Raw genomic sequence first — 22655 nt, 5'->3', positions numbered from 1 at the left:
GATCAGCAGCTCCAGGACGCCAGGGCTTCAGAGTCGATGGCGTAGCGCTTCAAGGCATCGGCCAGCACCGTGCGCGCAATCGCGCCTTCGCTCGCCAGGGCGTCGAGAGCGGCCAGCACGATATGGTGGCGATCGACCTCGAAGAATTGGCGCAAGGCCTGTCGGGTGTCGCTGCGCCCGAAACCGTCGGTGCCCAGCGTGATGAAACGGCCTTCGATGAACGGGGCGACCAGCTGGGGATAGGCGCGGACATAGTCGGTCGCGGCGACGACCGGAACCTTCGGGGCCAACTGACTGGCCAAATGGCTGCGGCGCGGTTGGGCGTCCGGGTGCAGGCGATTGAATCGCTCCACCTCGCGCGCGTCGCGCGCCAGTTCCGAGAAGCTCGTCACGCTGAACACATCGGCGGCGATGCCGAAATCCGCCTTGAGCAGCGCGGCGGCCTCGCGCACTTCACGCAGGATCGCGCCGGACCCCATCAATTGCACGGTCGGCCCGTCCGGTTTGGTGGTTGCTTCCCCCAGCCGGTAGAGTCCCTTGACGATATCCTCCTCGACCCCGGCCGGCAAAGACGGCTGGGCGTAATTCTCGTTCATCACAGTAACGTAGTAGAATTCGTCGGCCTGCTCCTCCATCATCCGGCGCATGCCATGGTCCATGATGACGGCGAGTTCATAGGCATAGGCGGGATCATAGGCGCGGCAGTTCGGGATGGTCGCGGCCATCACATGGCTGGTGCCGTCTTGATGCTGAAGCCCCTCGCCTCCCAGCGTCGTTCGCCCGGCGGTCGCGCCCAGCAGGAAGCCGCGCGCACGCTGGTCGGCGGCCGCCCATATCAGGTCGCCCACGCGCTGGAACCCGAACATCGAGTAGTAGATGTAGAAAGGCAGCATCGCCTTGCCATGCGCGCTGTAGGACGTGGCGGCGGCGACCCAGGACGAGATCGCGCCCGCCTCCGTGATGCCCTCTTCCAGCAGCTGCCCGTCGCTAGTTTCCTTGTAGAACAGCATCGAGCCCGCGTCCTCGGGCTCGTAGAGCTGGCCGACGGGGGAATAGATGCCGATCTGGCGGAAGAGATTTGCCATGCCGAACGTGCGCGCCTCGTCGGCAACGATCGGCACGATGCGCGGGCCGAACTGCTTGTCCTTGAGCAGGCTGCCCATCATCCGGACCGCCGCCATGGTCGTGGACATTTCCTTGCCGTCGGCCCTGAGCGCAAATTCGGCGTGGCTCTCGATCGCGGGAACCGGCGGTATATCGTCGGCCTTGCGGACACGCACCGGCAAGGCTCCGCCCAGCGCTTCCCGCCGCGAACGCAGATAGGCCATCTCCGGGCTGTCCTCGGCGGGCTTGACGAACTGGAGCGAGGCGACGGCTTCGTCCGACAGCGGCAGGCCGAAGCGGTCGCGGAAGGCGATCAGCGCGTCGATGTCGAGCTTCTTGGCCTGATGCGCAGTCATGCGGGATTCCCCCGCCCCGCCCATGCCATAGCCCTTCTTGGTCTTGGCCAGAATGACGGTGGGGCGGCCCTTGTGCGCGCGCGCCGCAGCGAAGGCGGCGTGCAGCTTGCGCAGGTCATGGCCGCCGCGCTTCAGCGCATTGATCTCCGCATCGGTCATATGGGTGACCAGCGCCTGTGTTTCCGGGTCGCGATCGAAGAAATTCTGCCGGTTATAGTCGCCGTCTTTCGCACCCAGATTCTGATATTCGCCATCGACCGTCTGCGCGAACCGGCGTAGCAGGACATGGCGCGTGTCGCGCGCGAACAGAGCGTCCCATTCCGATCCCCACAGCACCTTGATCACGTTCCAGCCCGCGCCGGTGAACAGCGATTCCAGTTCCTGGATGATCTGCCCGTTGCCGCGCACCGGACCGTCGAGCCGTTGCAGGTTGCAGTTGATAATGAAGGTCAGGTTGTCGAGCCCTTCGCGCGCGGCCAACGTCAGCGCGCCGATCGATTCCGGCTCGTCCATTTCGCCATCGCCGAACACACCCCAGACATGGCGGTCGCCGGCGGGCCGCAAACCGCGCGCGTCCATATAGCGGATGAAGCGGGCCTGGTAGATCGCGCTCATCGGGCCGATGCCCATGGACCCGGTGGGGAACTGCCAGAACTCCGGCATCAGCCAGGGGTGCGGATAGGAACACAGGCCAGCGCCGCCGACCTCCTGACGGTAGTTGGAAAGATTCTCCTCGGTCAGGCGTCCTTCAAGGAAGGCGCGGGCATAGATGCCCGGGGCCGAATGGGGCTGGTAAAAGACCAGGTCGCCATCGGGTCCGCCCCGGAAGAAATGATTGAAGCCGGTCTCGAAGATTTCCGCCGCCGAGGCATAGCTGGCGATGTGCCCGCCCAGCTCACCATAGGCCTGGTTCGCGCGGACCACCATCGCCAGCGCGTTCCACCGCATGAGCGCGGTGATCCGCTCCTCCACCGCTAGGTCGCCGGGGAAGGCGCCCTGACGGTCGATCGAAATGCTGTTGCGATAGGCGGAAAAAGGCTGGTGGCCCGAGAATATGCCATGCTCCCGCGCCTCACCCTCCAGCTGGCCCAAAAGATACAGCGCGCGCTCCGGCCCGGCTTCGCGCAACACCGCCTCGAAGGACTCCCGCCATTCGCGCGTCTCGAGCGGATCGCTGTCGGCCATGGTCATGGATTGGGGGGCGATTGGCGCAAAGGTGGCGGACACACAATTCTCCTTTTCTATAAGTGGGTCATAGCCGATGTCGGCTCCCTAAACCGTCCCCTACACAAGGGACTAGGCGACTGGCCGCGCAGCCTCTCGACGACGTCGGCTGATCCTGCGGCGCGCCGGCCAAGGAAGATGCGCAAAATCGCACGCTGCGGCGCGAACCAGGTACAGGCGTCACCCTATAAGGGGGCATACGAACCCGCGCAGCGCGTTTATTTTCCCGTCAGTCGGGACGAGATCATCGGATTTCTGCCGGCAAACACTTGTTAGCCAATCGGAGGGAGTCGGGCTTTTGAGCGCCCACTGCAAATTCTCTGCTCGCCGTTCAAAGGAGCATCCATGAAGCTGGTAAGCTTTCAGACTAACCATGGTCCATCGCTTGGCGTGATCGACGGGGACAATGTCGTTGATCTTGGCATCGCCCGTCCGGATCTGCCGCGCGAGTTGGCCGACCTGTTCCGACTGGGCGGCGATGGGCTGGAAACGGCCCTTCAGTCGGCGAGCAGCGCCTCTTCGGCGGCGCGTCTGCCGCTTGAGGATATCACCTATCTGCCGCCTGCTGGACGCACGGGCAAGATCATCTGCCTGGGCCGCAATTTTGCCGAACATGCGGCGGAAGGCGGCAATCCGCCGCCTGAATATCCGATGGTATTCCTGCGGACGACGACCTCGCTGGTCGGGCATGAGGGAGCGATCATCAGGCCGGCCATATCGGATCATCTCGACTTCGAGGGGGAGCTTGTCGCTTTCATCGGGAAATCAGGAAAAAATGTTCCGGAAGGCAAGGCGCTGGACATCGTCGCCGGCTACTCCGTCTTCAACGATGGCAGCATGCGCGACTATCAGCGGATCAACCTGATCGCGGGGAAGAATTTCGATTCCACCGGCGGCTTTGGCCCCGCCTTCGTGCCCGCTTCGCAACTGCCTCCGGGAGGCAAGGACTTGCGGCTCCAGACCCGACTGAACGGGCAGGTGGTGCAGGACGCGAGCACGTCGGAAATGATATTCGACGTGGCGCAGACCATAGCCATTCTGTCACAGGTCATGACGCTGGAACCGGGCGACGTATTGATGATGGGGACGCCCAGCGGCGTCGGCGCCGCCCGCAAGCCGCCGCTGTTCATGAAACCGGGGGACGTGTGCGAGGTGGAAATCGAAGGCGTCGGATTATTGCGCAACATGATCGTGCAGGAAGGCCAGCCCTGATGTCCCGCCTTCGCTGACCCGACGGGGGGTCGGCGACATGGAAGGCCAGAGCGCCCCAATCCCCACGCGCGAAGCAAAACGAGCATCATCCATGACTGAAACCACTGTAGAAGAAGCGATCAACTTGCAGGAAACGGCGCGATGCCGTGCGCTGGTAGCCAAGGATATTGGCGCGCTGAGCGAATTGATCGCGCCTTGCCTCGTCCATGTTCATGCTACGGGTGTCATCGAGGACCGGAACTCATATCTGGCATCGGTGAGCGATAAACTCGAATTTCTGCATGTCGAGCGACGGACCCTGTCCATCGTCGACCATGGCGGTTTCGCCATCGCCACGGGGCAGCTCGACCAGATCGTCCGCAATCGCTTCACGGATCAGACACACGACATGAAAATGGTGACGAGCCAGCTTTGGGTGCAGCAGGACGGCGAATGGCGCCAGGCGTCCTTCCACGCGACGCGCCTGCCGTGAATTAGGACAACGGTGCGTCCGCAAGGCCAAGACGGCCGACGCGACCAGGGGATCGAGATTGGAGCATGTGGGAACGGTGGGTAGATGTTTGATCTGAGCAACAAGCGCGTCCTCGTGACCGGCGCGTCCAGCGGGCTGGGACAGCATTTCGCGGGTGTCCTCGCCAGGGCCGGCGCCAACGTCATCATCGGGGCGCGCCGCATGGAGCAGCTGGAGGCGCTGGTGGATGCGCTGTCGCGGGAGGGGCTATCGGTTCGTCCGGTTCGCCTGGACGTGAGCGACAGTGATTCGATCATTGCGGCGCTCGATCAGGCGGGCGACATCGACGTGCTGGTCAACAATGCGGGCGTCACCAATACCAAGCCGGTGCTGGATCAGACCGTAGCGGACTTCGACGCGGTCATGGACGTCAACCTGCGCGGCGCTTTCCTCATGGCGACCGAGGTCGCGCGGCGGCTGCGCGATCGCGGCGTCGGCGGCTCCATCGTCAATGTTACGTCGATCCTGGGGCTGCGTCAGGGTGGCCAGGTGACCCCCTACGCCATATCCAAGGCGGGCGCGATCCAGATGACCAAGCAACTGGGGCTGGAACTGGCGCGGCACGGCATTCGCGTGAACGCGCTTGCGCCCGGCTATGTCGCGACCGAGCTCAACCAGTCCTTCTTTGCGAGCGAAGCGGGTCAGGCGCTGGTCAGGCGCATTCCCCAGCGCCGCCTCGCCGACCTCACCGATCTTGACGGGCCGCTGCTGCTGCTCGCCTCCGACGCGTCCGCCTATATGACCGGCGCGGTGATCGCCGTCGACGGCGGGCATCTTCTTTCCTCCCTCTGAGAGTTGAACGGACGATGGTGCAAAAAATCTATCCGAACGGGGCCGCCGCGCTCGACGGCCTGCTGCGCGACGACATGGTCATCGCTGCAGGCGGCTTTGGCCTTTGCGGTATTCCCGAGACGCTGATCGACGCTCTGGTGGGAAGCGGCGTCAGCGGTATCACGGCGGTGTCCAACAATGCCGGGATCGACGATTTCGGCCTGGGTAAGCTGCTGCGCACCCGGCAGATCCGCAAGATGATCAGCTCCTATGTCGGCGAGAACAAGGAGTTCGAGCGGCAATATCTGGCGGGCGAACTGGAGATCGAATTTTCCCCGCAAGGCACGCTGGCGGAACGGATGCGCGCCGGAGGGGCGGGTATTCCCGGCTTCTACACGCGCACCGGCTTTGGCACGCAGATTGCGGAAGGCAAGGAGATCAAGGTATTCGACGGCCAGTCCTATGTGCTGGAGCGCGGCATCGTCGCCGATCTGGCGATCGTCAAGGCGTGGAAGGCCGACCCCTATGGCAATCTCGTCTATCGCAAATCGGCGCGCAACTTCAATCCGATGGCGGCGACCTGCGGCCGCGTCACTGTGGTGGAGGCCGAAGAGATCGTCGACGCGGGCGAACTGGAGCCGGACCAGATCCACACGCCGGGCGTCTTCGTCCAGCGCATCATCCTGGCGACGAGCAACGAAAAGCGCATCGAGCAGCGCACGATCAGGCGGGAGGCGGCATGATGGGCTGGACACGCGATGAAATGGCGGCCCGCGCCGCGCGGGAGCTGCGCGACGGCTTCTATGTCAATCTGGGGATCGGCATCCCGACGCTGGTGGGCAACCATATCCCGCCGGGCGTCGACGTGACCCTGCAATCGGAGAACGGCATATTGGGGCTCGGTCCCTTCCCGACCGAAGACGCCATCGACGCCGACATCATCAACGCGGGCAAGCAGACGATCACCGAGCTCGACCGCACGAGCTATGTCTCGTCGGCGGACAGCTTCGGCATGATCCGCGGCGGCCATATCCAACTGTCGGTGCTGGGCGCGATGGAAGTCTCCGAGAGCGGCGACCTGGCCAACTGGATGGTGCCAGGCAAGATGGTCAAGGGGCCGGGCGGCGCCATGGACCTGGTCGCCGGCGTTCCGCGCATCATCGTGCTGATGGATCATGTCGACAAGACCGGGCAGGCCAAGTTCCGCAAGGCATGCACCTTGCCGCTCACCGGAACCAATGTGGTCGACATGATCATCACCAATCTCGCCATATTCCGCCGCAGGGATCGGACCTCCCCGTTTATGCTCGAGGAAATCGCTCCCGGCGTCACAGCCGAGGAAGTTCGCAGGCAGACCGAAGCGCATTATGAGGAGACCCCGGCATGAGCGCCGCCCCTTCCGATCGCGCCAGGGCCATTGGTGATCGCGTGGAGGCGTTCGTCCGCGACGTCGTCGCCCCTTACGAAAAAGACCCGCGGATCGAGGTGCACGGGCACGGGCCATCGGAGGAACTGGTCGCCGAACTGCGGGCCAGGGCGCGCGAGGCCGGTGTTCTGACACCCCATATCCTGGCAAATGGCGAGCACCTGAGCCAGCGCGAGACGGCCTGGGTTCTGCGCAAGTCCGGCTTGTCGCCGCTGGGGCCAGTCGCGGTCAACACGATGGCGCCCGACGAAGGCAATATGTACTTACTCGGCAAGGTCGGCACCGCTGAACAAAAGGCCCGCTTCCTGGAACCCTTGGTGGCCGGGATGGCGCGATCGGCCTTCTTCATGACGGAACCTGCGAGCGAGGGCGGAGCTGGCGCCGACCCTTCGATGATGCAGACCACCTGCCGTCAGGACGGCAACCACTGGATCATCAACGGTCGCAAGGCCTTCATCACTGGCGCACAGGGCGCCCGGGTCGGCATCGTCATGGCCAAGTCGGAAGACGGCGCGTGCATGTTCCTCGTTGACCTGCCCGATCCCGCTATCCGCATCGAGCGGTTGCTGGACACGATCGACAGCTCGATGCCGGGCGGCCATGCGGTCGTGACGATCGACAATCTGCGCGTGCCCGCCGACCAGATGCTGGGGAGGAGCGGCGAGGGATTCACCTATGCACAGGTGCGGCTCAGTCCCGCACGCCTTTCTCACTGCATGCGTTGGCTGGGGGCGGCGACCCGCGCCAACGAGATCGCGACCGCCTATGCGTGCCGCAGGCAGGCGTTCGGCAAGTTGCTGGTCGATCATGAGGGCGTCGGCTTCATGCTGGCCGAAAACCTCATCGATCTTCAGCAATCGGCGCTGATGATCGACTGGTGCGCCGACATTCTGGACGCCGGAAACATCGGCACGGCGGAAAGCTCGATGGCCAAGGTGGCGGTGTCGGAGGCGCTGATGCGCGTGGCGGATCGCTGCGTCCAGATCATGGGCGGCACGGGGGTGTCCGGCGATACCATCGTCGAACAGGTGTTCCGCGAGATCCGCGCCTTCCGCATTTATGACGGGCCCACCGAGGTCCATAAATGGTCGCTTGCCAAGAAGATCAAGCGCGACTTCCTCACGGCCGCAAGCGCATGAGCGCCGCTGACGCCGACGCGAATGTCGGCACCACCGCCGTGCGCGCGGGCTTCGCTGTCGATGCGGCGGCGCTGGCCGACTGGATGGGCCGCCATGTCGAGGACTTTGCCGGGCCGCTGCGGATCGAGCAGTTCGCGGGCGGTCAGTCCAATCCGACCTACAAGCTCATCACCCCTGCGCGAAACTATGTGCTGCGGCGCAAGCCGCCGGGTCAGACGCTCAAGGGCGCGCACGCAGTCGACCGCGAGGCGAAGGTGCTGACGGGTCTGGCCAAGGCGGGTTTTCCCGTGCCCCACGTCTATGGCCTGTGCACCGACGAGGCGGTGATCGGGACCTGGTTCTATGTCATGGAAATGGTCGAGGGCCGCATCTTCTGGGACGCGACCTTGCCGGGCATGGACAAAGCCGAACGCGCGGCGATCTACGATGCGATGAACGCCACCATGGCGCAGCTGCACATGGTCGATTACGCGGCTGTGGGCCTGGGCGATTACGGCAGGCCGGGCAATTATTTCGCGAGGCAGATCGAACGCTGGTCGGCCCAGTATCTTGCCGATGAAGAGGCCGGCGGCGATCCGAACATGGACCAGCTGATCGAGTGGCTTCCCGCCCACATCCCGGACGGCGAAGAGGCCAGCATCATCCATGGCGACTTCCGCCTCGACAACATGATCTTTCACCCCACAGAGGCGCGCGTGGTGGCGGTGCTCGACTGGGAATTGTCCACCCTCGGGCATCCCGGCGCTGACTTCGCCTACAACGCCATGATGTACCGGATGCCGCCGCACATCGTGGCCGGGCTTGCCGGCGCTGACATAGCGGCTCTGGGCATACCGGGCGAGGAGGAATATGTCGCGGCCTACTGCCGCCGCACCGGCCGCCCTTCCCTGCCGGGCTATGATTTCTTCATCGCCTTTAACTTCTTCCGCCTCGCCGCCATCTTCCATGGCATCAAGGGGCGCGTGATCCGCGGCACCGCATCCTCGGCGCAGGCGAAGGAACGGGTCCAAGTGCTGCCGGAGCTGATAGCGCTGGCATGGGCGCAGGCGCAGCGGGCAACATGATAATATCATGTTGGTTTCGACGAACTATTTCCCTGCCCGATTATGCTGGGCCCAAAACAGGCGTTGTTGAGCGAGACTGTTGTATCCTCTGACTTAATTTGTTTGGAAAAAGGTAAGATCATGTCACGGCTTATCGTTGTTAATCGACAAGGTGAAGAGATTGAGTTCGAAGCACGGTCGGGCCTGTCCTTAATGGAAAATATCCGGGATGCCGGCATCGATGAACTGCTTGCGCTGTGCGGCGGCGTCTGTTCCTGCGCAACCTGCCACGTGCAGATTGATCCTGCTTTCAGCAGCAAACTCCCTCCCATGAGCGATGATGAGAACGATCTGCTGGACAGTTCCGATAGCCGCACCGAAATGTCCCGTTTATCGTGCCAGATCATGTTCAATGCGGATCTCTCAGGACTGAAGATCCAAATCGCATCGGAGGATTGAACGAGGATAGCACGCCCGCATTCTGACCGTCGGCATCTCAAGTCCATGGTTACGAGGCGCGCCATTCTTCTTAGCGTTTGTGCCCAGACAGGAACACTCCTATGCACCAGCAGCCGATAAAAGCTTTTGAACTGGGCGACATCCGGATTGATCGTATCGAAGATGTGGTCGGCATCAAGGTGCCGTTTGATCAACTGCTTGTCGGACTTCCCGACGATGCGATCGATCACAATATCGATTGGCTTGTCCCCTATCATTATGATCCTCTCAGCCAGTCTGCCCTGACAGCGGTTCAATCCTGGGTCGTGCGCACTCCGCGCCACGTTATACTGATCGACACCTGCTTCGGTAGCGGCAAGTCGGGCATCGAGATGTCCCAGATGCACGCGGGCGCGCCATGGCTCGGTCGCTTAGCGGCAACTGGTCTTGCTGTCGAGGACATCGACTTCGTCATGTGCACCCATCTTCACGCCGATCACGTCGGATGGAACACGAAGCTGGTCGATGGCCGATGGGTGCCCACCTTCCCCAGAGCGCGCTACTTGTTCGGCCGGAAAGAATATGATTTTTGGGCCAGCAATGCGCATGACTGGGCGGAGAAGCTCGGTCACCAGCACGTCTTTAATGAAAGCGTGCTTCCCTGTGTGCAGCACGGGCTCGCCGAATTCGTCGATGCCGGTTTTTCTATCGACGACCGCTTATTTATAGAGGATGCGCCGGGGCATACGCCGGGCAACACGCTCATCCGCGCAGTCGCCTCTGACCGACATGGCATATTCTCGGGCGACATTGCCCATTCCGCGCTGCAACTCGCTTACCCCGATGTCAATTCCGTCGCTTGCTGGGATCCCGACCAGGCCCGGGAGACCCGTTGGCGGGTTCTATCCGATTGCGCCGATAACGGCCATTTGCTGATGCCGGCTCATTTTGGTGTGCCGCATTATGGCCGTGTTTCACGCAAGGGTGACTCCTTCGCGTTCCTGCCAGGTCTGTGAGGGTATGTCCCCCGTCACGGGGACTTTCCTCCAACGGCCATTCGCTCAACTGTTGTTCCTCGGCCAGCCGGCTCCGAAAAACATTGGCGCGGGACGAATATAGAATATAGCCAGAACGCTGGCCTGAAGGAGAGCATATGGCGAGCCTAACAGCTTATACACCTGGCGCAGCCCTCATGTATCTTGGCTTTATTGTCATGCAAGTGACGGGGTAATGTTGTTGCCCAAGTCTTAGGGCTTCACGAACATGATGTACACAATACCGCTCTTGGCTCTTTTTGTCACATCGATGGGGATGTTAGATGCCGTAATGGGCCGGCGTCATCAAGGTAGGCAAGTGGGTGGCTGTCACTCAGAATGATAGTGTTTGGAATGAGGTGGCCTCGCCTTCTTGGACAGGTTGGCGGCTGCGTTAAGCTAATCCCGGTTGTCGTTCATGCCGCCATTTGGGTGATCAAATCCTGGGGGGCATGCCCCCCAGGATTTGAAGCGCCGATTTGCCCATATGCCTCGCCTGGGGTTTTCCCTGCAAGGCGTGAATGAGGACGATGGTTGTCATAATATGCGAACCATTGACCAAGGCCGGCACGCAGTTCAGAGCCGGTTTCGAAGGCATGCAGATAGACGCATTCGTACTTCACGGACCGCCAGAGCCGTTCGATGAAGACATTGTCCATCCAGCGTCCCCGGCCGTCCATGCTGATCTTGATCTCGGCTGCGCGCAGCACACCGGTGAAGGCATTGCTGGTGAATTGGCTGCCCTGATCGGTATTGAAGATATCGGGCTTACCAAAATGGGCCAGCGCCTCCTCCAGGGCCTCTACGCAAAAGCCGGCATCCATGGTGTTCGATAGCTGTCCGGTTGCGAGACATCATTGGCGTAATATAGTACGTCGTCGACTTTAGTCATAAGATCGTCCGGAGCCGTCGGCTTATAAAGAGGATTGGCGAGCGCCGGCATGAGTCCGATTTTGGGGAGGAGCGACCGCGCCCAATTGCTTCTGTCCCCCGCGAATGGGACGGCGGGTGTCAGTGCTGTCATGGTAGTTGTGTCACTTTCCATCGATGATTGCAACGTTTCGACAAAGGGGCTTCAAATGGTGTCTCATAATGAGGTCGGCTTAATCTTAAGCTTTCCCAAGCTTGAATCGCCGACATTTGCAGCGCTCGCGATGTAAAGGCTCCGCTATTCCTGCAAATGTCGATGATGTTACAAGCACCCGCGCAGGACGAAACATGATGAAAATAACGCGAATTGCCAATACTATATGTTTTGCAAGTCATTATTAATATGTTTTCGGATGATGGAATGACATGAATACTACATCGTTCTCCCCACTAACTGCTATGCTATTTGGAATGTTTGTGATTATGCAGATCACGGCGCTTTCACTTCTGCCAAGAACAGCTGGATTCACCAATATCGGATGGACTGTTCCTGTAGTTTGTCTTTATGGATTGTCCGGATGGACGCTGTCCTTTATTGTGCATAAGGGCTTGCCGCTGGGTGTGGCTATTCCTATCGCTTCGGCAGTCGTACCGCTGGTTACGATTGGCATGGGCATATTCCTTAATCAGGAATCGCATTCTCCGGTGAAACTGCTCCTGCTTTGCTCTGCCTGTGTTCTCGCGGGCATCGCCAGCTGCATGAAGTAAGGCACCTTAGACCCAAACCAAGCTGCGCTCCAGTTGAGGGAAGATATATGAGTCCAAATAGCGGGGGCGCGCGGTCGATCGCCGCAGTATCACGAGAGGTGCCATCGGGCTGGCAGCTGTCGTATCGCTTGGTCGTGCAGCCATATCCTCGGCAGCTGGATTGATCAGCGGGGAGGCCGCCCGCCGAGAGAGTGATGAGCCATGGAAAATGGCACTTCTTCGGGATGTGATGGTCCCCATGCGCGATGGTGTACGGCTTGCCACCGATATAGCCATACCAAGCGAGAATGGCGTGGCGCCTGCTGCGGGGCATTTTCCGACGCTCATCGTGCGCACGCCCTATGACAAGAATGTGACCAGCACTTTCCCTCCCGACATGGTCGCCGTGGCGACGATGATTCAACCGATTGCCGGCGCGAGTAGAGGCTATGTAGTCATCTACCAGGACGTTCGGCGCGCGCATCGCTCGGAAGGCAAGCTGGAACCGATGCTGAACGAAACACCGGATTGCGGGGATCTACTTGCCTGGGTTCGCAATCAGCCCTGGTCGGCTGGCCGTATCGCCTTCTGCGGCCCATCTTATCACGGCGGATCCTCAATGATGGGAACTGTGGCCGCGCCTGAGGGCCTGGTCACGACCTATCTGCAGGCGCCTGCTACCGACCAATTCAAAAGTGGCTGGGTATTTTTCGATGGCATTTTCAGGCTCCATCTCGCGACCCAGTGGGCGATTATGCAGTCACTTGACCCTACCTCACATGACAATCCAGCGTCTGCTGCTGCAGCGCGTGACGACTTTCGGAAGTTGCATCATGATGAGCATATGACCTGGATGACCGCCCAGTTCCCGGAGGGCTTTTTTGACAGACTGCTGCGAACCACGCCTTTGAAAGACATGCCGGTGGCGCGCCATTTGTCATTCTGGCGGCAGTGGATTGATAATCGCGAAAACCCCACAAGGTCTGGCACCAGATGCGGTGTGCAGGCATCATGGTGGCGAAATGCACGGTGGAACGGCTGATGCGCGCCATGGGGCTGGCGGGGGTTCGGCGTGGAAAAAAGGCGATCACCATCATAGCAACCCGAAGGCGCCGCGTCCGCTGGACAAGGTCAATCGGGGGTTTCGCGTCAGCCGGCCCAACGCTCTGTGGGTTGTCGATTTCACCTACGTGCATACCTGGGCGGGCTTCTACGCCGCCTTCGTGATTGACGCCTTTGCTCGGCGGATTGTGGGGTGGAAGGTCAGCACATCCGCCACTGCAGGCTTCGTTCTGGACGCCCTGGAGCAGGCGATTCATGCCCGCAGGCCAGGCGACGTCGTCATCATGGATAACCTGTCGAGCCACACGCGCCCGGCGGTCCGCCACGGATCGAGGCGGCAGGCGCAACGCTGCACTTCCTTCCGCCCGACAGCCCCGACTTCAACCCGATCCTGAAAGCCTTTTCCCGCCTCAAGGCCATGCTCCGAAAAGCAGCCGAGCGAACCGTGAATGGCCTGTGGAGCCTTATTGGCAAGCTCGTCGACATCTTCCAGCCCTTGGAATGCGCCAACTTCTTCAGTTCGTGCGGCTATAACCCGGACCGACCGAAAACCGCTCTTTATCACGATCATGCCCGCGTGAGAGCGAGACGCCTCGTCTTGGCCGTATGTTATCGGGCCCGTAAACGACCTCAGACATTCTCTGGCTCTATAGTTCCTAGCGAAGCGATGAACGTGCTGACCGCTCGCGTTGGGCTGCGGTCTGCGTGCATGAGCATGACAAACTTCCGTCGCGGTAGCGGCCATCGGAGGGGTTGAATCAAACCATCACGAACCCGGGATGCGGCGGCGAGTTCAGATACCGCCCCAATCAGTTCACCCCCCTCCAAAGCTTCGAGGACCGCTCCGTTCGACGGCATTTCCAGAGCGATATGGAGTTGCTCAATGGAAATTCCCGAACCGGAAAGGCTCGTCTCAAGATGATCGCGAGTGCCCGACCCTACTTCGCGCATTACCCAGCGGGCAGATGCGATCTCTTCCCGCGTTATGGCTCGGCCCGTGAGCAAATGGCTAGACCTGGCGTAAAGCGCGATCCGGTCCCCACCCACAACATGCCGGCGAAAGAGCGCATCGCAAATCTCGCCCTCGACAAAGCCGACATCAGCCCTTCTCTCTAAAACTGCCGATGCTGTCCGCGCGGTATTGCCGACCTCCATCCGTAACTGGATCTTGGGAAAGACGCCGGAAAAATGCGCCAGCCGGCGCGGCAGCCAGTATGTCGCCAACGTTTGGCTGGCTGCTATTCTGATCTCCCCACGCTCCAGACCTGCAAGTTCGTCAAGCACACGTCGAGCGCTGGCAACCCTGTCCAAGATTCCGCGAGCTTCCGGCACGAACAGGCGGCCGGCCTCCGTCAATTCAAGCGTCCGTCCAACACGATCGAACAATTTGGTGTGATATCGTTCCTCAAGAGCGGCGATAGCAGCACTCACCGCTGGCTGCGTTCGACCCAACATTTCAGCTGCGCGCGTCATATTAAGATGATCCGCAGCATGGATAAAAATACGGAGCTGATCTAATGTCATAAATGATAAACCTATCTTATGATTATCACAATATCAATCGATTGGATTTCGTAACGAGAATAGCGGAGCTTGGCGCGATGCAAGCAGTTCTTTCGCTCCGAACCTGGGCTCCAGGGATGATTCTTACGCTGGCAATCGCGTGCGGCGCCATTCTGATCGAGATGCTAGAGGCCGCATTGACGGGCAAAGCATGGATTGAAGCTATTGTTCTCGCAATCCTGCTAGGCGCCTTGTTTCGCACAGCATGGACACCGTCGCCTCGATTTGACGCGGGGATCGCCTGTGCGTCGAAAACAATGCTTGAGATTGCCGTGATCCTTATGGGCGCCACGATCAGCTTTGGTGGCATCGCAGCCGTAGGGCTACCGTTGTTGACCGCGATTGCTGCCACGGTCGCCGGCGCCATTCCCTTAAGCTTTCTCATCGGTCGCCTGCTGAAACTGCCTCCGAAAATGGCGTTGCTCGTCGCCTGCGGCAACGCAATTTGCGGCAACTCCGCAATCGCAGCTGTTGCGCCGGTCATCAATGCCGAGAGCGACGATGTTGCCACGTCGATCGCGTTTACTGCTGTTGTCGGCATCGTTGTCGTGCTGGCGCTCCCCGTGATCGCGATCTGGTTCAGTTTGAGTCCCGTCGCAGGAGGAGTACTCGCGGGATTAACTGTATACGCCGTGCCTCAGGTATTGGCCGCGGCGAGCCCTCTGGGGCTAGTAGCCGTCCAACTCGGCACACTGGTTAAATTGGTGCGCGTGTTGATGCTGGGACCGGTTGTCATGGGATTGTCGGTCCTAATGGCACGCCGCCGGGTGCTTGAGCCAAAGGTGGGTAAGCACCCATCAATCACGCGACTTGTTCCTCCCTTCATTCTAGCATTCCTGGTTTTGGCCGCAGCCAATAGTATAGGTGCCATTCCAGGTGTCATGAACACACCTCTGCATATCGCTAGCCGATTTTTCACGGTTCTCGCCATGGCTGGACTGGGCCTCGGTGTCGACCTGCGCAGTGTCTCCACAGCTGGACCAAAGGTTGCATGTTTGGTTTTGATGTCGCTTTTTATCATGGTCCTGATGTCATTCGGTGTTTTACATGCCCTTGGCATGTATTAGTGAGTGTCATCATTGCATTCAGCCGTACCGCTACCCCGCATTTGGGTTACGTTAATTCCAACCCCTGCGTTAAAAATCAATAACAACACACCGCCATATTCAGAATGATTGCTCGCAACATTATGATGAATTGAGACTGGAGACGGAAATGACCCCGCTGGACTCCCACCTTGCAATCAAGGTGACGCGACGCCGCCTGTTATCGGTCGGGACTGTCGGCGTTGGCATGATGGCCGTCCCCAATCTTGCAGGCGGCACAAATCAAAGTTCCACCGATCTCCATATGGTCGGAGGCCCGTCAGAACGCCCCTTCACATCGGCCTTTCCGGGCAAGGGGAAGATGGTGTTGCAGCGGCTTCATCCACCCTTGCTCGAAACACCTATCAGCGTCTTCAATCGGGATATTTTCACGCCTAACGACCAATTTTTCGTCCGCTGGCACTGGGGTGACATCCCAACTTCTATCGACGTCGACAGATATCAGATAATGGTACGTGGCGCCGTCCAGCGGCCTATAGCAATTAATTTATCGCAATTACTTCGGATGCCGCGCGTCGAAGTGGCTGCCGTTAACCAGTGTTCGGGCAATTCTCGTGGATACTTCCAGCCGCGTGTGCCCGGCGCGCAATGGGGCCACGGCGCGATGGGTAATGCTTTGTGGTTAGGGGTGCCCCTGCGGCACGTGCTTGATCTTGCTGGCGTCAATCCCGAAGCCGTTGCCGTCCGCTTTGGCGCGCTTGATCAGCCGCTCGTTCGGGGCGCGCCAGCCTACGAAAAGTCGTTAGATATCGATGATGCGCTGAATGGCGAAGCGATGCTCGCCTTTGGCATGAACGGTGTACAACTTCCACTGCTGAACGGCTTCCCTGTCCGGTTGGTGGTACCGGGCTGGTATTCTACCTACTGGATCAAGATGCTGAATGACATTGAAGTGCTGTCCGCAGCAGATGACAGGTTTTGGACGGCCAAAGCGTACAAGATTCCTGCGAACTCCCGTGCCGATGTGCGACCGGGAGAAAAGGATTACCCGACCGTCCCGATCAGCCGCATGGTTCCTCGCAGTTGGGTAACAAGCCTTGAAGACGGGCAAAAGATTGCCTACGCGCCAGTCATTCCGATTGGCGGCATCGCCATGGGCGGTGATAGTGGCGTTGCAAGAGTCGAAGTGTCGAGCGATCATGGGCGCACCTGGAAGGATGCCAAGCTTGGGGAAGACGCCGGAAGATTCAGCTTCAGACGCTGGGACACCGATGTCCGTCTCACCAATCCTGGCGTGACGCCACTGATGGTGCGTTGCACGAACAGGGCCGGTGTGGTGCAGCCTATGACCCCCAACTGGAACCCGAGCGGCTTCATGCGCGGCCATGTTGAAACCATACGCATAGAAGCCACCCGGTCATGAAAACGGTACAAAATGCCTCTGCACTTGTCGCAACTGTCACTATCGGAGTGTCTGCTCTGGCATTGATCGCAATAGGTCCTCCCCTCTCGCGAAAGCACGCCCCGCAGCCGGTTCACAGCGACCGGGGTTCATCCGGCATCAGCGTGAACAGCTTTACCCTCGTATCAGACGCAATTGAGATGCCGATGGAAACTGACATGTACCCGGGCGGCGAAAGCGCTGCGGTGGTCAATGCCAACTGCACATCTTGCCATTCTCCAAGCATGGCGCTGCTTCAGCCCGATCTTCGGCCAAAGAAATGGGAGGAAATCGTTCACAAGATGCGCGACGTCTACAAGGCACCGATTGCTGACAGCGATATCCCCCGCATCGTGCAATATTTCACCGAAGATTCAGCCGAATGAAATCGAATTGTCGAATCTCTGAGATGCCGTCCCTGCGAAACGATAGACTAGCGGCATGGGTGCTTCATTCCGCCGATCTCTGCTTTGCTATCAGAGGTCGGATTTAGAAATGAAAGCGGTTTATTGCGAACGGCCGGGCGGCGTCGACGTCCTAACCGATGGAGAGTTGGACATCCCAATGCCCGGTCCTCGCGACGTGCTCGTCGCTGTCCAGGCGATTTCGGTCAACCCCATCGATATCAAACAGCGCGTCATTGGGAGCATGCCAAACGAGCCCGGTCCTACCTCTCCCTTTCCCGATGCCCCCAAGATACTGGGATATGACGCTTCGGGCGTAGTTTTAGCTGTCGGGGCAGAAGTTACACACTTTTCCTCCGGCGACGAAATCTACTGCATGGGCGCGGTTCACAGGGCCGGGAGCAACGCTGAATATTTCCTCGTCGATGAACGTCAAGCAGCGCGCAAGCCCAGCAGGTTGACCCACAGCCAGGCTGCCGCACTTCCCCTTACAGGCTTGACCGCCTGGGAATTGCTCTTCGGTGGCATGCGCGTCCCCCGTGCGTACGCGCATCAACGCGGCGGCAATCAGGTTCTGCTGATCATCAACGGCGCCGGTGGCGTCGGATCGATCATGATCCAGCTTGCCGCGCAGTTGACCGAGCTGACTATCGTCGCCACCGCATCCCGGCCTGAGAGTATAAATTGGTGCAGGAGCCTTGGCGCGCATCATGTGATCAGCCACCACGAACCCCTCATTGAAGGCCTGAAAGCGCTGGGCTTCAGTGAAGCGAACTACGTAGCCAGCCTTACGGGCACAGAGACAAATATGCCTGAGATAGCGCAACTGATCGCACCGCATGGGACGGTCGGGATCATCGATGCCCCTGCGGCGCTCGATATAGTCCCGCTCAAAAGCAAGGGCGCATCAGTCGCCTGGGAGGGCGTGTTCATTCGGTCCCTTATGCAAACTGCGGACTGGATTTCCCAGAGAGAGGTCCTTGGCAAAATAGCAGAGTTGGTCGATGCTGATCGATTGGAGTCAACAATGACAAAGGAAATGGGTCCGATATGCGCCGAAAATTTGGCCAAGGCCCATACTCTCGTCGCGTCGGGACAGGCGATCGGCAAAATTGTTATGACGGGTTTCTGCTGAAGGTGGCAGCCACATGAGAGGAATCCCGGCGTTACGTAGAAAGATCATGTTTGCCTCGCACTTCTTCCGGTCTGTGTCCCCGGAGGCGGGGACACTCGCCCACGAATGTGAGTGCTAAGCGGAGTGTGGATACTGGCTGAAGTGCGCCAGCGTCGATCGCATCCGATGACGACGCTCGCAAACTGGCTCGTACTTTGAAGAAATGAGGCGATAGAAAATGCTCCGTACCCCATCGCCATCTAATAGCTGTTTTCCCAGAGGTGTATCATGAGCGGTTCCAATCCCGAGCGCCCGGAGTTTGAATACCGCCCCCTTCAGGCGTGGTCATCATTGGGCATTCTCGTGCTGCTCTCCGTCTCCTGCTATGTGGACCGCTACATCATTGCGCTGCTGATCGCGCCCATGAAGGCAGATCTTAATCTCACAGACACGCAGTTCGGCGCGGCCCAAGGTCTGGCCTTCGCCCTTACCTTCTGCATTTGCGCCATTCCAGTAGGCATCGCCATCGACCGGTACAGCCGGCGCCTTCTTATTGCGGCGGGAGTAATGATCTGGTCGATAGGCTGTATCGCCTGCGGTCTGGCATGGGATTTTAATTCGCTACTGTTAGCACGAATGACCGTCGGGGGCGCGGAGGTCGTTCTTCTTCCAGGCACCATGTCGCTGATCGGCGACCTTTTCCCTCAAAGGCGTCGCGGCCTGGCTGTCGGCGTGTTCGGCGCCGCAGCGCTTGCGTCGTTCTTGGTATCCTATGCGGGCGGGGGCGCATTGATCTCGTTTCTTGACGAGCGGGGCGGTCTGCACCTGCCTAGTGGGGAACATCTGGCAACTTGGCGCGCGGCCTTTTTCATCATCGGAACCCCCGGCTTCCTGTTGGCATTACTCGTCCTTACCATACGCGATGTTAGGCACTCGCGAAGCCCTGCTGAAATCGCCAAGGCGCAAAGCTCAACGGAGATCTTTCGAAACAGATCGGGCGTGCTCATCCCATATTTTGTCGGCATTGGATCGCTGGTGGGCATAGGCGCCGTTGTGGCTCAATGGGCTCCGGCCTATATGGTGAGGCGTTTTGATATCCCGGTTTCTGAAATCGGCCTCTGGATTGGTATCTCCTACGGCCTGATAGCGCCCTTTGCGAGCATCATGACGGGAATCATGCTGGATCGGGTATATGGTTCGGGCGTGCGTACCGGGCCGTTCTGGCTTGCCATCATCATCGCAATGTTCTGCGGTCCAGTCCTTATAGCCACGTTTCTCCAAGGACATGCCACAGCCGCGCTCATCATCCTAAGCATCGGCCTCGTCATCCACAGCAGCAATGCGGCCATCAACGGGGCCTGCATCCAACTCATCGCTGCTCCCGAAGCCAGAGGCAGAATTTCGGCGATCGCATTGCTCATGACGGTCGGCTTCGGCTCCGGTGTGGCGGGGTTCCTCGTCCCGCTGCTCAGTGACTACGTCATCGGGAGTGAAGCCGAAATCGGCACGGCAATCGGCATCGTCGTGGCCGGACTTAGTGTTATGACCGTCATATCCTTTGCCATCGGCTTGCCCCGGCTGAGAGGCCTTTTTCACGGACAAGGGTCGGCCGTCGCTGCCCCGGAGCGATTGGCCTGATAGACTGCAGACTGCACCGGCCGCCCAGCACCATACCTTTTCGAAGCCCATAGATAATCTTGGCGTTTCTGCCAGACAGCCTCGACATCGTCACCTGACTGCACGGGCTATATATAATGGGAGTCTCACTTATGAATCCTGAATTTGCCACCGCCCGCATAGCTAGCCGGATGGAAATCGAGCATCGGATTTATGAATATTGTCACGGTGTGGACCGAATGGTCTTCACCATGGTGCGGCATACCTATCATGCTGACGCCTATGACAATCACGGCGCCTATCAGGGTGGTATCGCCGGACTGATCGCATGGATGGAACAACGCCATCCCAATATCGAGCTTTGCCTTCACCTGATTTGCAACGTGTACATAGAATTTGCGAGCGATGAGCACGTAATCTGCGAATCCTACGCAGTCTGCTGGCAGCGCCTTAGGCGCGAAGCCTGGGCATTTGACAGCGCTCCTGACGGCGGCGACGACGCCCCCGACACCATGGAGTTCAGCACCGTTTTCCGCTATGTTGACCACTTCACACGCCGCGCTGGCGCATGGCGCATCCAGCATCGCACCGTCGTCAATGAACTCGGCTTCCGCATTCCTGAAACATTGGGCCAACGACTACAGAATCCCTTGTCTTGGGCTCGTGGGAAGCGCGACGAATCCGACCCGGTCTTGCTTTTGCGCAAGCAATTGCAGTCTGAGATTGGAACGGCGTTAAGCTAACCCTAACGCGAGGCCGACCACTTTCATCCCTGATCCGATATGGAGCTTCCTATGACTGTACGCTCAGCTGCACGCCCAATCCTCCCTATCTTCATAGAGCGCTGGTCACCGCGCACTTTTGATGAATCTGCGATCACGCACGAAGATCTCATGCCCATGTTCGAAGCAGCGCGCTGGGCACCTTCGGCTTTCAATCTGCAGCCCTGGCGATTTCTCTATGCACTGCGCGGCGATGCAGATTGGAGCCAATTTCTGTCGCTCCTGATCCCCTGGAACCAGTCATGGGCGCAAAATGCGTCAGCGCTCATATATTTGCTCTCCGATCGCATGGCTGAGACGAAGTCAGGCGATCTAGAACCGTCCTACAGCCACAGCTTCGATGCAGGTGCGGCCTTCGCGCAATTCGCCCTACAAGCCCATGCTCTTGGCTTCCATAGCCACGGAATGACCGGTTTCCGGCATGATGATGCCAATTCGGCGCTGGGCGTGCCAGAGCGGTTCCGCATTGAAGCCGCCATCGCGGTCGGCCGTGTCACCAATGTCGATCCTGTCGCGGCGAGCAAGGAAAAACTTAGCGATCGAAAGGCGGTCGAAACATTCGCCAAGCAGGGCAAGTTCTCCGACCAGCTTTTATAAGAGCGCGCGGCTTGAGGTGGTCCCGCCTTCTTGGACAGTTTGGCGGCTGCGTTAAGCTAATCCCGGTTGTCGTTCATGCCGCCATTTGGGTGATCAAATCCTGGGGCATGCCCCCCAGGATTTGAAGAGCCGATTTGCCCATATGCCTCGCCTGGGGTTTTGGCCGAAAGGCGTGAATGAGGCCGATGGTTGTCATAATAGGCGAACCATCGGCCAAGGCCGGCATGCAGTTCAGATCCGGTCTCGAAGGCGTGCAGATAGACGCATTCGTACTTCACAGACCGCCAGAGCCGCTCGATGAAGACATTGTCCATCCAGCGCCCCCGTCCGTCCGTGCTGATCTTGATCTCGGCTGCGCCCAGCACACTGGTGAAGGCGAAGCTGGCAAACTGGGCTGCCCTGATCGGTATTGAAGATCTCGGGCTTACCAAAACGGACCAACGCCTCCTCCAGCGCCGCAACGCAGAAGCTTGCGTCCACGATGCTCGATAACCGCCAGGCCAGCACCTTGCGGGTCGCCCAGTCCATGATCGCTACCAGGTAGAGGAACCCGCGCCGCCTCGGGAGTGGAGTAGGTCGTGCCCCGGGTGATGGTGTAGCTCGACGGTAGCGAAGCTGACCGGACGCGCGCTTACCCATAAAGCGCAGTAGCGGCCGGTCAGTTTCGCGGGTGGCCACCGGAGATCTCGGATAGATTTGGGTTGCGAGACTCAAGCTATGGAGATCCCGATGACCAAGGAGATGATGGACGTTCAGGCGCTGCTGGGAAAGAGTGCCGACAGCGATTTTCTGCGTGAGATGATAGGCTTTGCCGCGCAACGGCTGATGGAACTGGAGGTCGGTGGGCTGACCGGCGCCGCCTATGGCGAGAAGAGCGCGGAGCGTCAGGCGCAGCGCAACGGCTACCGCGATCGGGACTGGGAGACGCGCGCGGGGACGGTCGAGCTGCGCATCCCCAAGCTGCGGACAGGGAGCTATTTTCCCGGTTTCCTGGAGCCTCGCCGACTGGCGGAGAAGGCGCTGACGGCGGTGATCCAGGAGGCGGTATGAAAGCGACTAGCTTCCGTGAAGGAAGGAGCGGTGATGATCACCGTAGAGGCAAGGGTGCACCCCCTCGTGCAGGCACGAGCGTTAAGCAAATTGCCGAACCTCCT

At 59.6% G+C, this 22655-nt stretch carries 21 protein-coding genes and 4 pseudogenes; 20 read left to right on the top strand and 5 right to left on the bottom strand.

What is annotated here, in order from left to right:
• Window positions 1-2: 2 nt before the first annotated feature.
• Window positions 3-2651: an alpha-ketoglutarate dehydrogenase gene (gene mdeB / locus A8G00_RS03475; protein ID WP_103000091.1), complete on the bottom strand. Its 2649-nt coding sequence runs from the start codon at window positions 2649-2651 to the stop codon at window positions 3-5.
• A gap of 378 nt (window positions 2652-3029) precedes the next feature.
• Between mdeB and A8G00_RS03470 the strand changes: the two genes are divergently transcribed.
• The 9 genes from A8G00_RS03470 (at window position 3030) to A8G00_RS03430 (ending at window position 10240) form a co-directional block, all read left to right on the top strand.
• On the top strand, window positions 3030-3896 hold the full coding sequence (locus A8G00_RS03470) for a fumarylacetoacetate hydrolase family protein (protein WP_103000015.1): 867 nt from the start codon (window positions 3030-3032) through the stop codon (window positions 3894-3896).
• A gap of 37 nt (window positions 3897-3933) precedes the next feature.
• Window positions 3934-4368: a nuclear transport factor 2 family protein gene (locus tag A8G00_RS03465; protein WP_103000014.1), complete on the top strand. Its 435-nt coding sequence runs from the start codon at window positions 3934-3936 to the stop codon at window positions 4366-4368.
• A gap of 84 nt (window positions 4369-4452) precedes the next feature.
• Window positions 4453-5199 carry an SDR family NAD(P)-dependent oxidoreductase gene (locus tag A8G00_RS03460; RefSeq protein WP_103000013.1) on the top strand — a complete coding sequence of 249 codons (747 nt, stop codon included), beginning with the start codon at window positions 4453-4455 and terminating at the stop codon, window positions 5197-5199.
• Window positions 5200-5213: 14 nt separating this feature from the next.
• Window positions 5214-5921, top strand: a complete 708-nt coding sequence (locus A8G00_RS03455; RefSeq protein ID WP_103000012.1) for a CoA transferase subunit A — start codon at window positions 5214-5216, stop codon at window positions 5919-5921.
• A complete protein-coding gene (locus A8G00_RS03450; RefSeq protein WP_172451755.1) occupies window positions 5921-6565 on the top strand; it encodes a 3-oxoacid CoA-transferase subunit B in 645 nt (214 codons plus the stop codon). Before A8G00_RS03455 ends, A8G00_RS03450 begins: the two co-directional genes overlap by 1 nt.
• Entirely contained in the window at window positions 6562-7743 is a 1182-nt protein-coding gene (locus A8G00_RS03445) for an acyl-CoA dehydrogenase family protein (RefSeq protein WP_103000010.1), read from the top strand. Before A8G00_RS03450 ends, A8G00_RS03445 begins: the two co-directional genes overlap by 4 nt.
• Window positions 7740-8807 (top strand): phosphotransferase, encoded by a 1068-nt coding sequence (locus tag A8G00_RS03440; protein WP_103000009.1) that lies wholly within the window; start codon window positions 7740-7742, stop codon window positions 8805-8807. The genes A8G00_RS03445 and A8G00_RS03440 overlap by 4 nt, the downstream gene beginning before the upstream one ends.
• Window positions 8808-8927: 120 nt before the next feature.
• The gene (locus tag A8G00_RS03435) at window positions 8928-9245 is read left to right on the top strand and encodes a 2Fe-2S iron-sulfur cluster-binding protein (RefSeq protein WP_103000008.1); all 318 of its coding nucleotides are present in this window, start codon (window positions 8928-8930) and stop codon (window positions 9243-9245) included.
• Between the two features lie 101 nt (window positions 9246-9346).
• Window positions 9347-10240 carry an MBL fold metallo-hydrolase gene (locus tag A8G00_RS03430; RefSeq protein WP_103000007.1) on the top strand — a complete coding sequence of 298 codons (894 nt, stop codon included), beginning with the start codon at window positions 9347-9349 and terminating at the stop codon, window positions 10238-10240.
• Window positions 10241-10674: 434 nt separating this feature from the next.
• On the opposite strand, the pseudogene A8G00_RS03425 reads toward A8G00_RS03430, so the two are convergent.
• Window positions 10675-11103: pseudogene (locus tag A8G00_RS03425) on the bottom strand (transposase); the annotation flags it as partial.
• A 451-nt stretch (window positions 11104-11554) separates the two neighbouring features.
• On the opposite strand from A8G00_RS03425, the gene A8G00_RS03415 reads away from it, so the two are divergent.
• The 3 genes and pseudogenes from A8G00_RS03415 to A8G00_RS24980 form a co-directional block, all read left to right on the top strand.
• A complete protein-coding gene (locus A8G00_RS03415) occupies window positions 11555-11896 on the top strand; it encodes an SMR family transporter (protein ID WP_146032548.1) in 342 nt (113 codons plus the stop codon).
• Between the two features lie 208 nt (window positions 11897-12104).
• On the top strand, window positions 12105-12917 hold the full coding sequence (locus A8G00_RS03410) for a CocE/NonD family hydrolase (RefSeq protein ID WP_103000004.1): 813 nt from the start codon (window positions 12105-12107) through the stop codon (window positions 12915-12917).
• Window positions 12854-13206, top strand: a pseudogene (locus tag A8G00_RS24980) (DDE-type integrase/transposase/recombinase); the annotation flags it as partial. The gene A8G00_RS03410 and the pseudogene A8G00_RS24980, both read left to right, overlap by 64 nt.
• Here the strand turns inward: A8G00_RS24980 and A8G00_RS25535 are convergent.
• Together A8G00_RS25535 and A8G00_RS03400 are read right to left on the bottom strand one after the other, a co-directional pair.
• On the bottom strand, window positions 13191-13508 hold the full coding sequence (locus A8G00_RS25535) for a hypothetical protein (protein ID WP_253257914.1): 318 nt from the start codon (window positions 13506-13508) through the stop codon (window positions 13191-13193). The pseudogene A8G00_RS24980 and the gene A8G00_RS25535 sit on opposite strands and share 16 nt — an antisense overlap.
• 59 nt (window positions 13509-13567) lie before the next feature.
• Window positions 13568-14461, bottom strand: a complete 894-nt coding sequence (locus A8G00_RS03400) for a LysR substrate-binding domain-containing protein (protein WP_103000003.1) — start codon at window positions 14459-14461, stop codon at window positions 13568-13570.
• A gap of 2 nt (window positions 14462-14463) precedes the next feature.
• On the opposite strand from A8G00_RS03400, the gene A8G00_RS03395 reads away from it, so the two are divergent.
• The 7 genes from A8G00_RS03395 to A8G00_RS03370 all read left to right on the top strand — a co-directional run bounded on the left by A8G00_RS03395 (window position 14464) and on the right by A8G00_RS03370 (window position 21501).
• On the top strand, window positions 14464-15567 hold the full coding sequence (locus A8G00_RS03395; RefSeq protein WP_253257897.1) for a YeiH family protein: 1104 nt from the start codon (window positions 14464-14466) through the stop codon (window positions 15565-15567).
• A gap of 148 nt (window positions 15568-15715) precedes the next feature.
• Entirely contained in the window at window positions 15716-16969 is a 1254-nt protein-coding gene (locus A8G00_RS03390) for a molybdopterin-dependent oxidoreductase (RefSeq protein ID WP_103000089.1), read from the top strand.
• The gene (locus tag A8G00_RS24690) at window positions 16966-17373 is read left to right on the top strand and encodes a hypothetical protein (RefSeq protein ID WP_146032547.1); all 408 of its coding nucleotides are present in this window, start codon (window positions 16966-16968) and stop codon (window positions 17371-17373) included. Before A8G00_RS03390 ends, A8G00_RS24690 begins: the two co-directional genes overlap by 4 nt.
• Window positions 17374-17482: 109 nt before the next feature.
• Window positions 17483-18526, top strand: coding sequence for a zinc-binding alcohol dehydrogenase family protein (locus tag A8G00_RS03385; RefSeq protein ID WP_103000002.1), 1044 nt, complete (start codon window positions 17483-17485; stop codon window positions 18524-18526).
• A gap of 267 nt (window positions 18527-18793) precedes the next feature.
• Window positions 18794-20143: an MFS transporter gene (locus A8G00_RS03380; protein WP_103000001.1), complete on the top strand. Its 1350-nt coding sequence runs from the start codon at window positions 18794-18796 to the stop codon at window positions 20141-20143.
• A gap of 131 nt (window positions 20144-20274) precedes the next feature.
• A complete protein-coding gene (locus A8G00_RS03375) occupies window positions 20275-20865 on the top strand; it encodes a nuclear transport factor 2 family protein (protein ID WP_172451742.1) in 591 nt (196 codons plus the stop codon).
• Between the two features lie 39 nt (window positions 20866-20904).
• On the top strand, window positions 20905-21501 hold the full coding sequence (locus A8G00_RS03370; RefSeq protein WP_102999999.1) for a nitroreductase family protein: 597 nt from the start codon (window positions 20905-20907) through the stop codon (window positions 21499-21501).
• Between the two features lie 73 nt (window positions 21502-21574).
• Here the strand turns inward: A8G00_RS03370 and A8G00_RS03365 are convergent.
• Window positions 21575-22068 (bottom strand): annotated as a pseudogene (locus tag A8G00_RS03365) (transposase); the annotation flags it as partial.
• Window positions 22069-22230: 162 nt separating this feature from the next.
• Here A8G00_RS03365 and A8G00_RS03360 point away from each other — a divergent pair.
• A pseudogene (locus A8G00_RS03360) lies at window positions 22231-22545 on the top strand (transposase); the annotation flags it as partial.
• Window positions 22546-22655: the final 110 nt, after the last annotated feature.

Origin of the sequence: Sphingobium sp. SA916 (assembly GCF_002894065.1) — a bacterium.
Taxonomy (GTDB): Bacteria; Pseudomonadota; Alphaproteobacteria; order Sphingomonadales; family Sphingomonadaceae; genus Sphingobium; species Sphingobium fuliginis.
The sequence above is the reverse complement of the archived record's forward strand: the minus strand, read 5'-3'. Positions and strand labels throughout refer to the sequence as shown.

What these genes read in the sequence shown, in the direction of transcription:
- A8G00_RS03445 (WP_103000010.1), top strand. Translation starts at nt 6,562, where the DNA reads ATGAGCGCCGCCCCTTCCGATCGCGCCAGGGCCATTGGTGATCGCGTG.
- A8G00_RS03440 (WP_103000009.1), top strand. Translation starts at nt 7,740, where the DNA reads ATGAGCGCCGCTGACGCCGACGCGAATGTCGGCACCACCGCCGTGCGC.
- A8G00_RS24690 (WP_146032547.1), top strand. Translation starts at nt 16,966, where the DNA reads ATGAAAACGGTACAAAATGCCTCTGCACTTGTCGCAACTGTCACTATC.
- A8G00_RS03460 (WP_103000013.1), top strand. Translation starts at nt 4,453, where the DNA reads ATGTTTGATCTGAGCAACAAGCGCGTCCTCGTGACCGGCGCGTCCAGC.
- A8G00_RS03455 (WP_103000012.1), top strand. Translation starts at nt 5,214, where the DNA reads ATGGTGCAAAAAATCTATCCGAACGGGGCCGCCGCGCTCGACGGCCTG.
- A8G00_RS03385 (WP_103000002.1), top strand. Translation starts at nt 17,483, where the DNA reads ATGAAAGCGGTTTATTGCGAACGGCCGGGCGGCGTCGACGTCCTAACC.
- A8G00_RS03400 (WP_103000003.1), bottom strand. Translation starts at nt 14,461, where the DNA reads ATGACATTAGATCAGCTCCGTATTTTTATCCATGCTGCGGATCATCTT.
- A8G00_RS03410 (WP_103000004.1), top strand. Translation starts at nt 12,105, where the DNA reads ATGGCACTTCTTCGGGATGTGATGGTCCCCATGCGCGATGGTGTACGG.
- A8G00_RS03395 (WP_253257897.1), top strand. Translation starts at nt 14,464, where the DNA reads ATGATAAACCTATCTTATGATTATCACAATATCAATCGATTGGATTTC.
- A8G00_RS03470 (WP_103000015.1), top strand. Translation starts at nt 3,030, where the DNA reads ATGAAGCTGGTAAGCTTTCAGACTAACCATGGTCCATCGCTTGGCGTG.
- A8G00_RS03390 (WP_103000089.1), top strand. Translation starts at nt 15,716, where the DNA reads ATGACCCCGCTGGACTCCCACCTTGCAATCAAGGTGACGCGACGCCGC.
- A8G00_RS03465 (WP_103000014.1), top strand. Translation starts at nt 3,934, where the DNA reads ATGGAAGGCCAGAGCGCCCCAATCCCCACGCGCGAAGCAAAACGAGCA.
- A8G00_RS03430 (WP_103000007.1), top strand. Translation starts at nt 9,347, where the DNA reads ATGCACCAGCAGCCGATAAAAGCTTTTGAACTGGGCGACATCCGGATT.
- A8G00_RS25535 (WP_253257914.1), bottom strand. Translation starts at nt 13,508, where the DNA reads ATGATCGTGATAAAGAGCGGTTTTCGGTCGGTCCGGGTTATAGCCGCA.
- A8G00_RS03450 (WP_172451755.1), top strand. Translation starts at nt 5,921, where the DNA reads ATGGGCTGGACACGCGATGAAATGGCGGCCCGCGCCGCGCGGGAGCTG.
- A8G00_RS03375 (WP_172451742.1), top strand. Translation starts at nt 20,275, where the DNA reads ATGAATCCTGAATTTGCCACCGCCCGCATAGCTAGCCGGATGGAAATC.
- A8G00_RS03370 (WP_102999999.1), top strand. Translation starts at nt 20,905, where the DNA reads ATGGAGCTTCCTATGACTGTACGCTCAGCTGCACGCCCAATCCTCCCT.
- mdeB (WP_103000091.1), bottom strand. Translation starts at nt 2,651, where the DNA reads ATGACCATGGCCGACAGCGATCCGCTCGAGACGCGCGAATGGCGGGAG.
- A8G00_RS03435 (WP_103000008.1), top strand. Translation starts at nt 8,928, where the DNA reads ATGTCACGGCTTATCGTTGTTAATCGACAAGGTGAAGAGATTGAGTTC.
- A8G00_RS03415 (WP_146032548.1), top strand. Translation starts at nt 11,555, where the DNA reads ATGAATACTACATCGTTCTCCCCACTAACTGCTATGCTATTTGGAATG.
- A8G00_RS03380 (WP_103000001.1), top strand. Translation starts at nt 18,794, where the DNA reads ATGAGCGGTTCCAATCCCGAGCGCCCGGAGTTTGAATACCGCCCCCTT.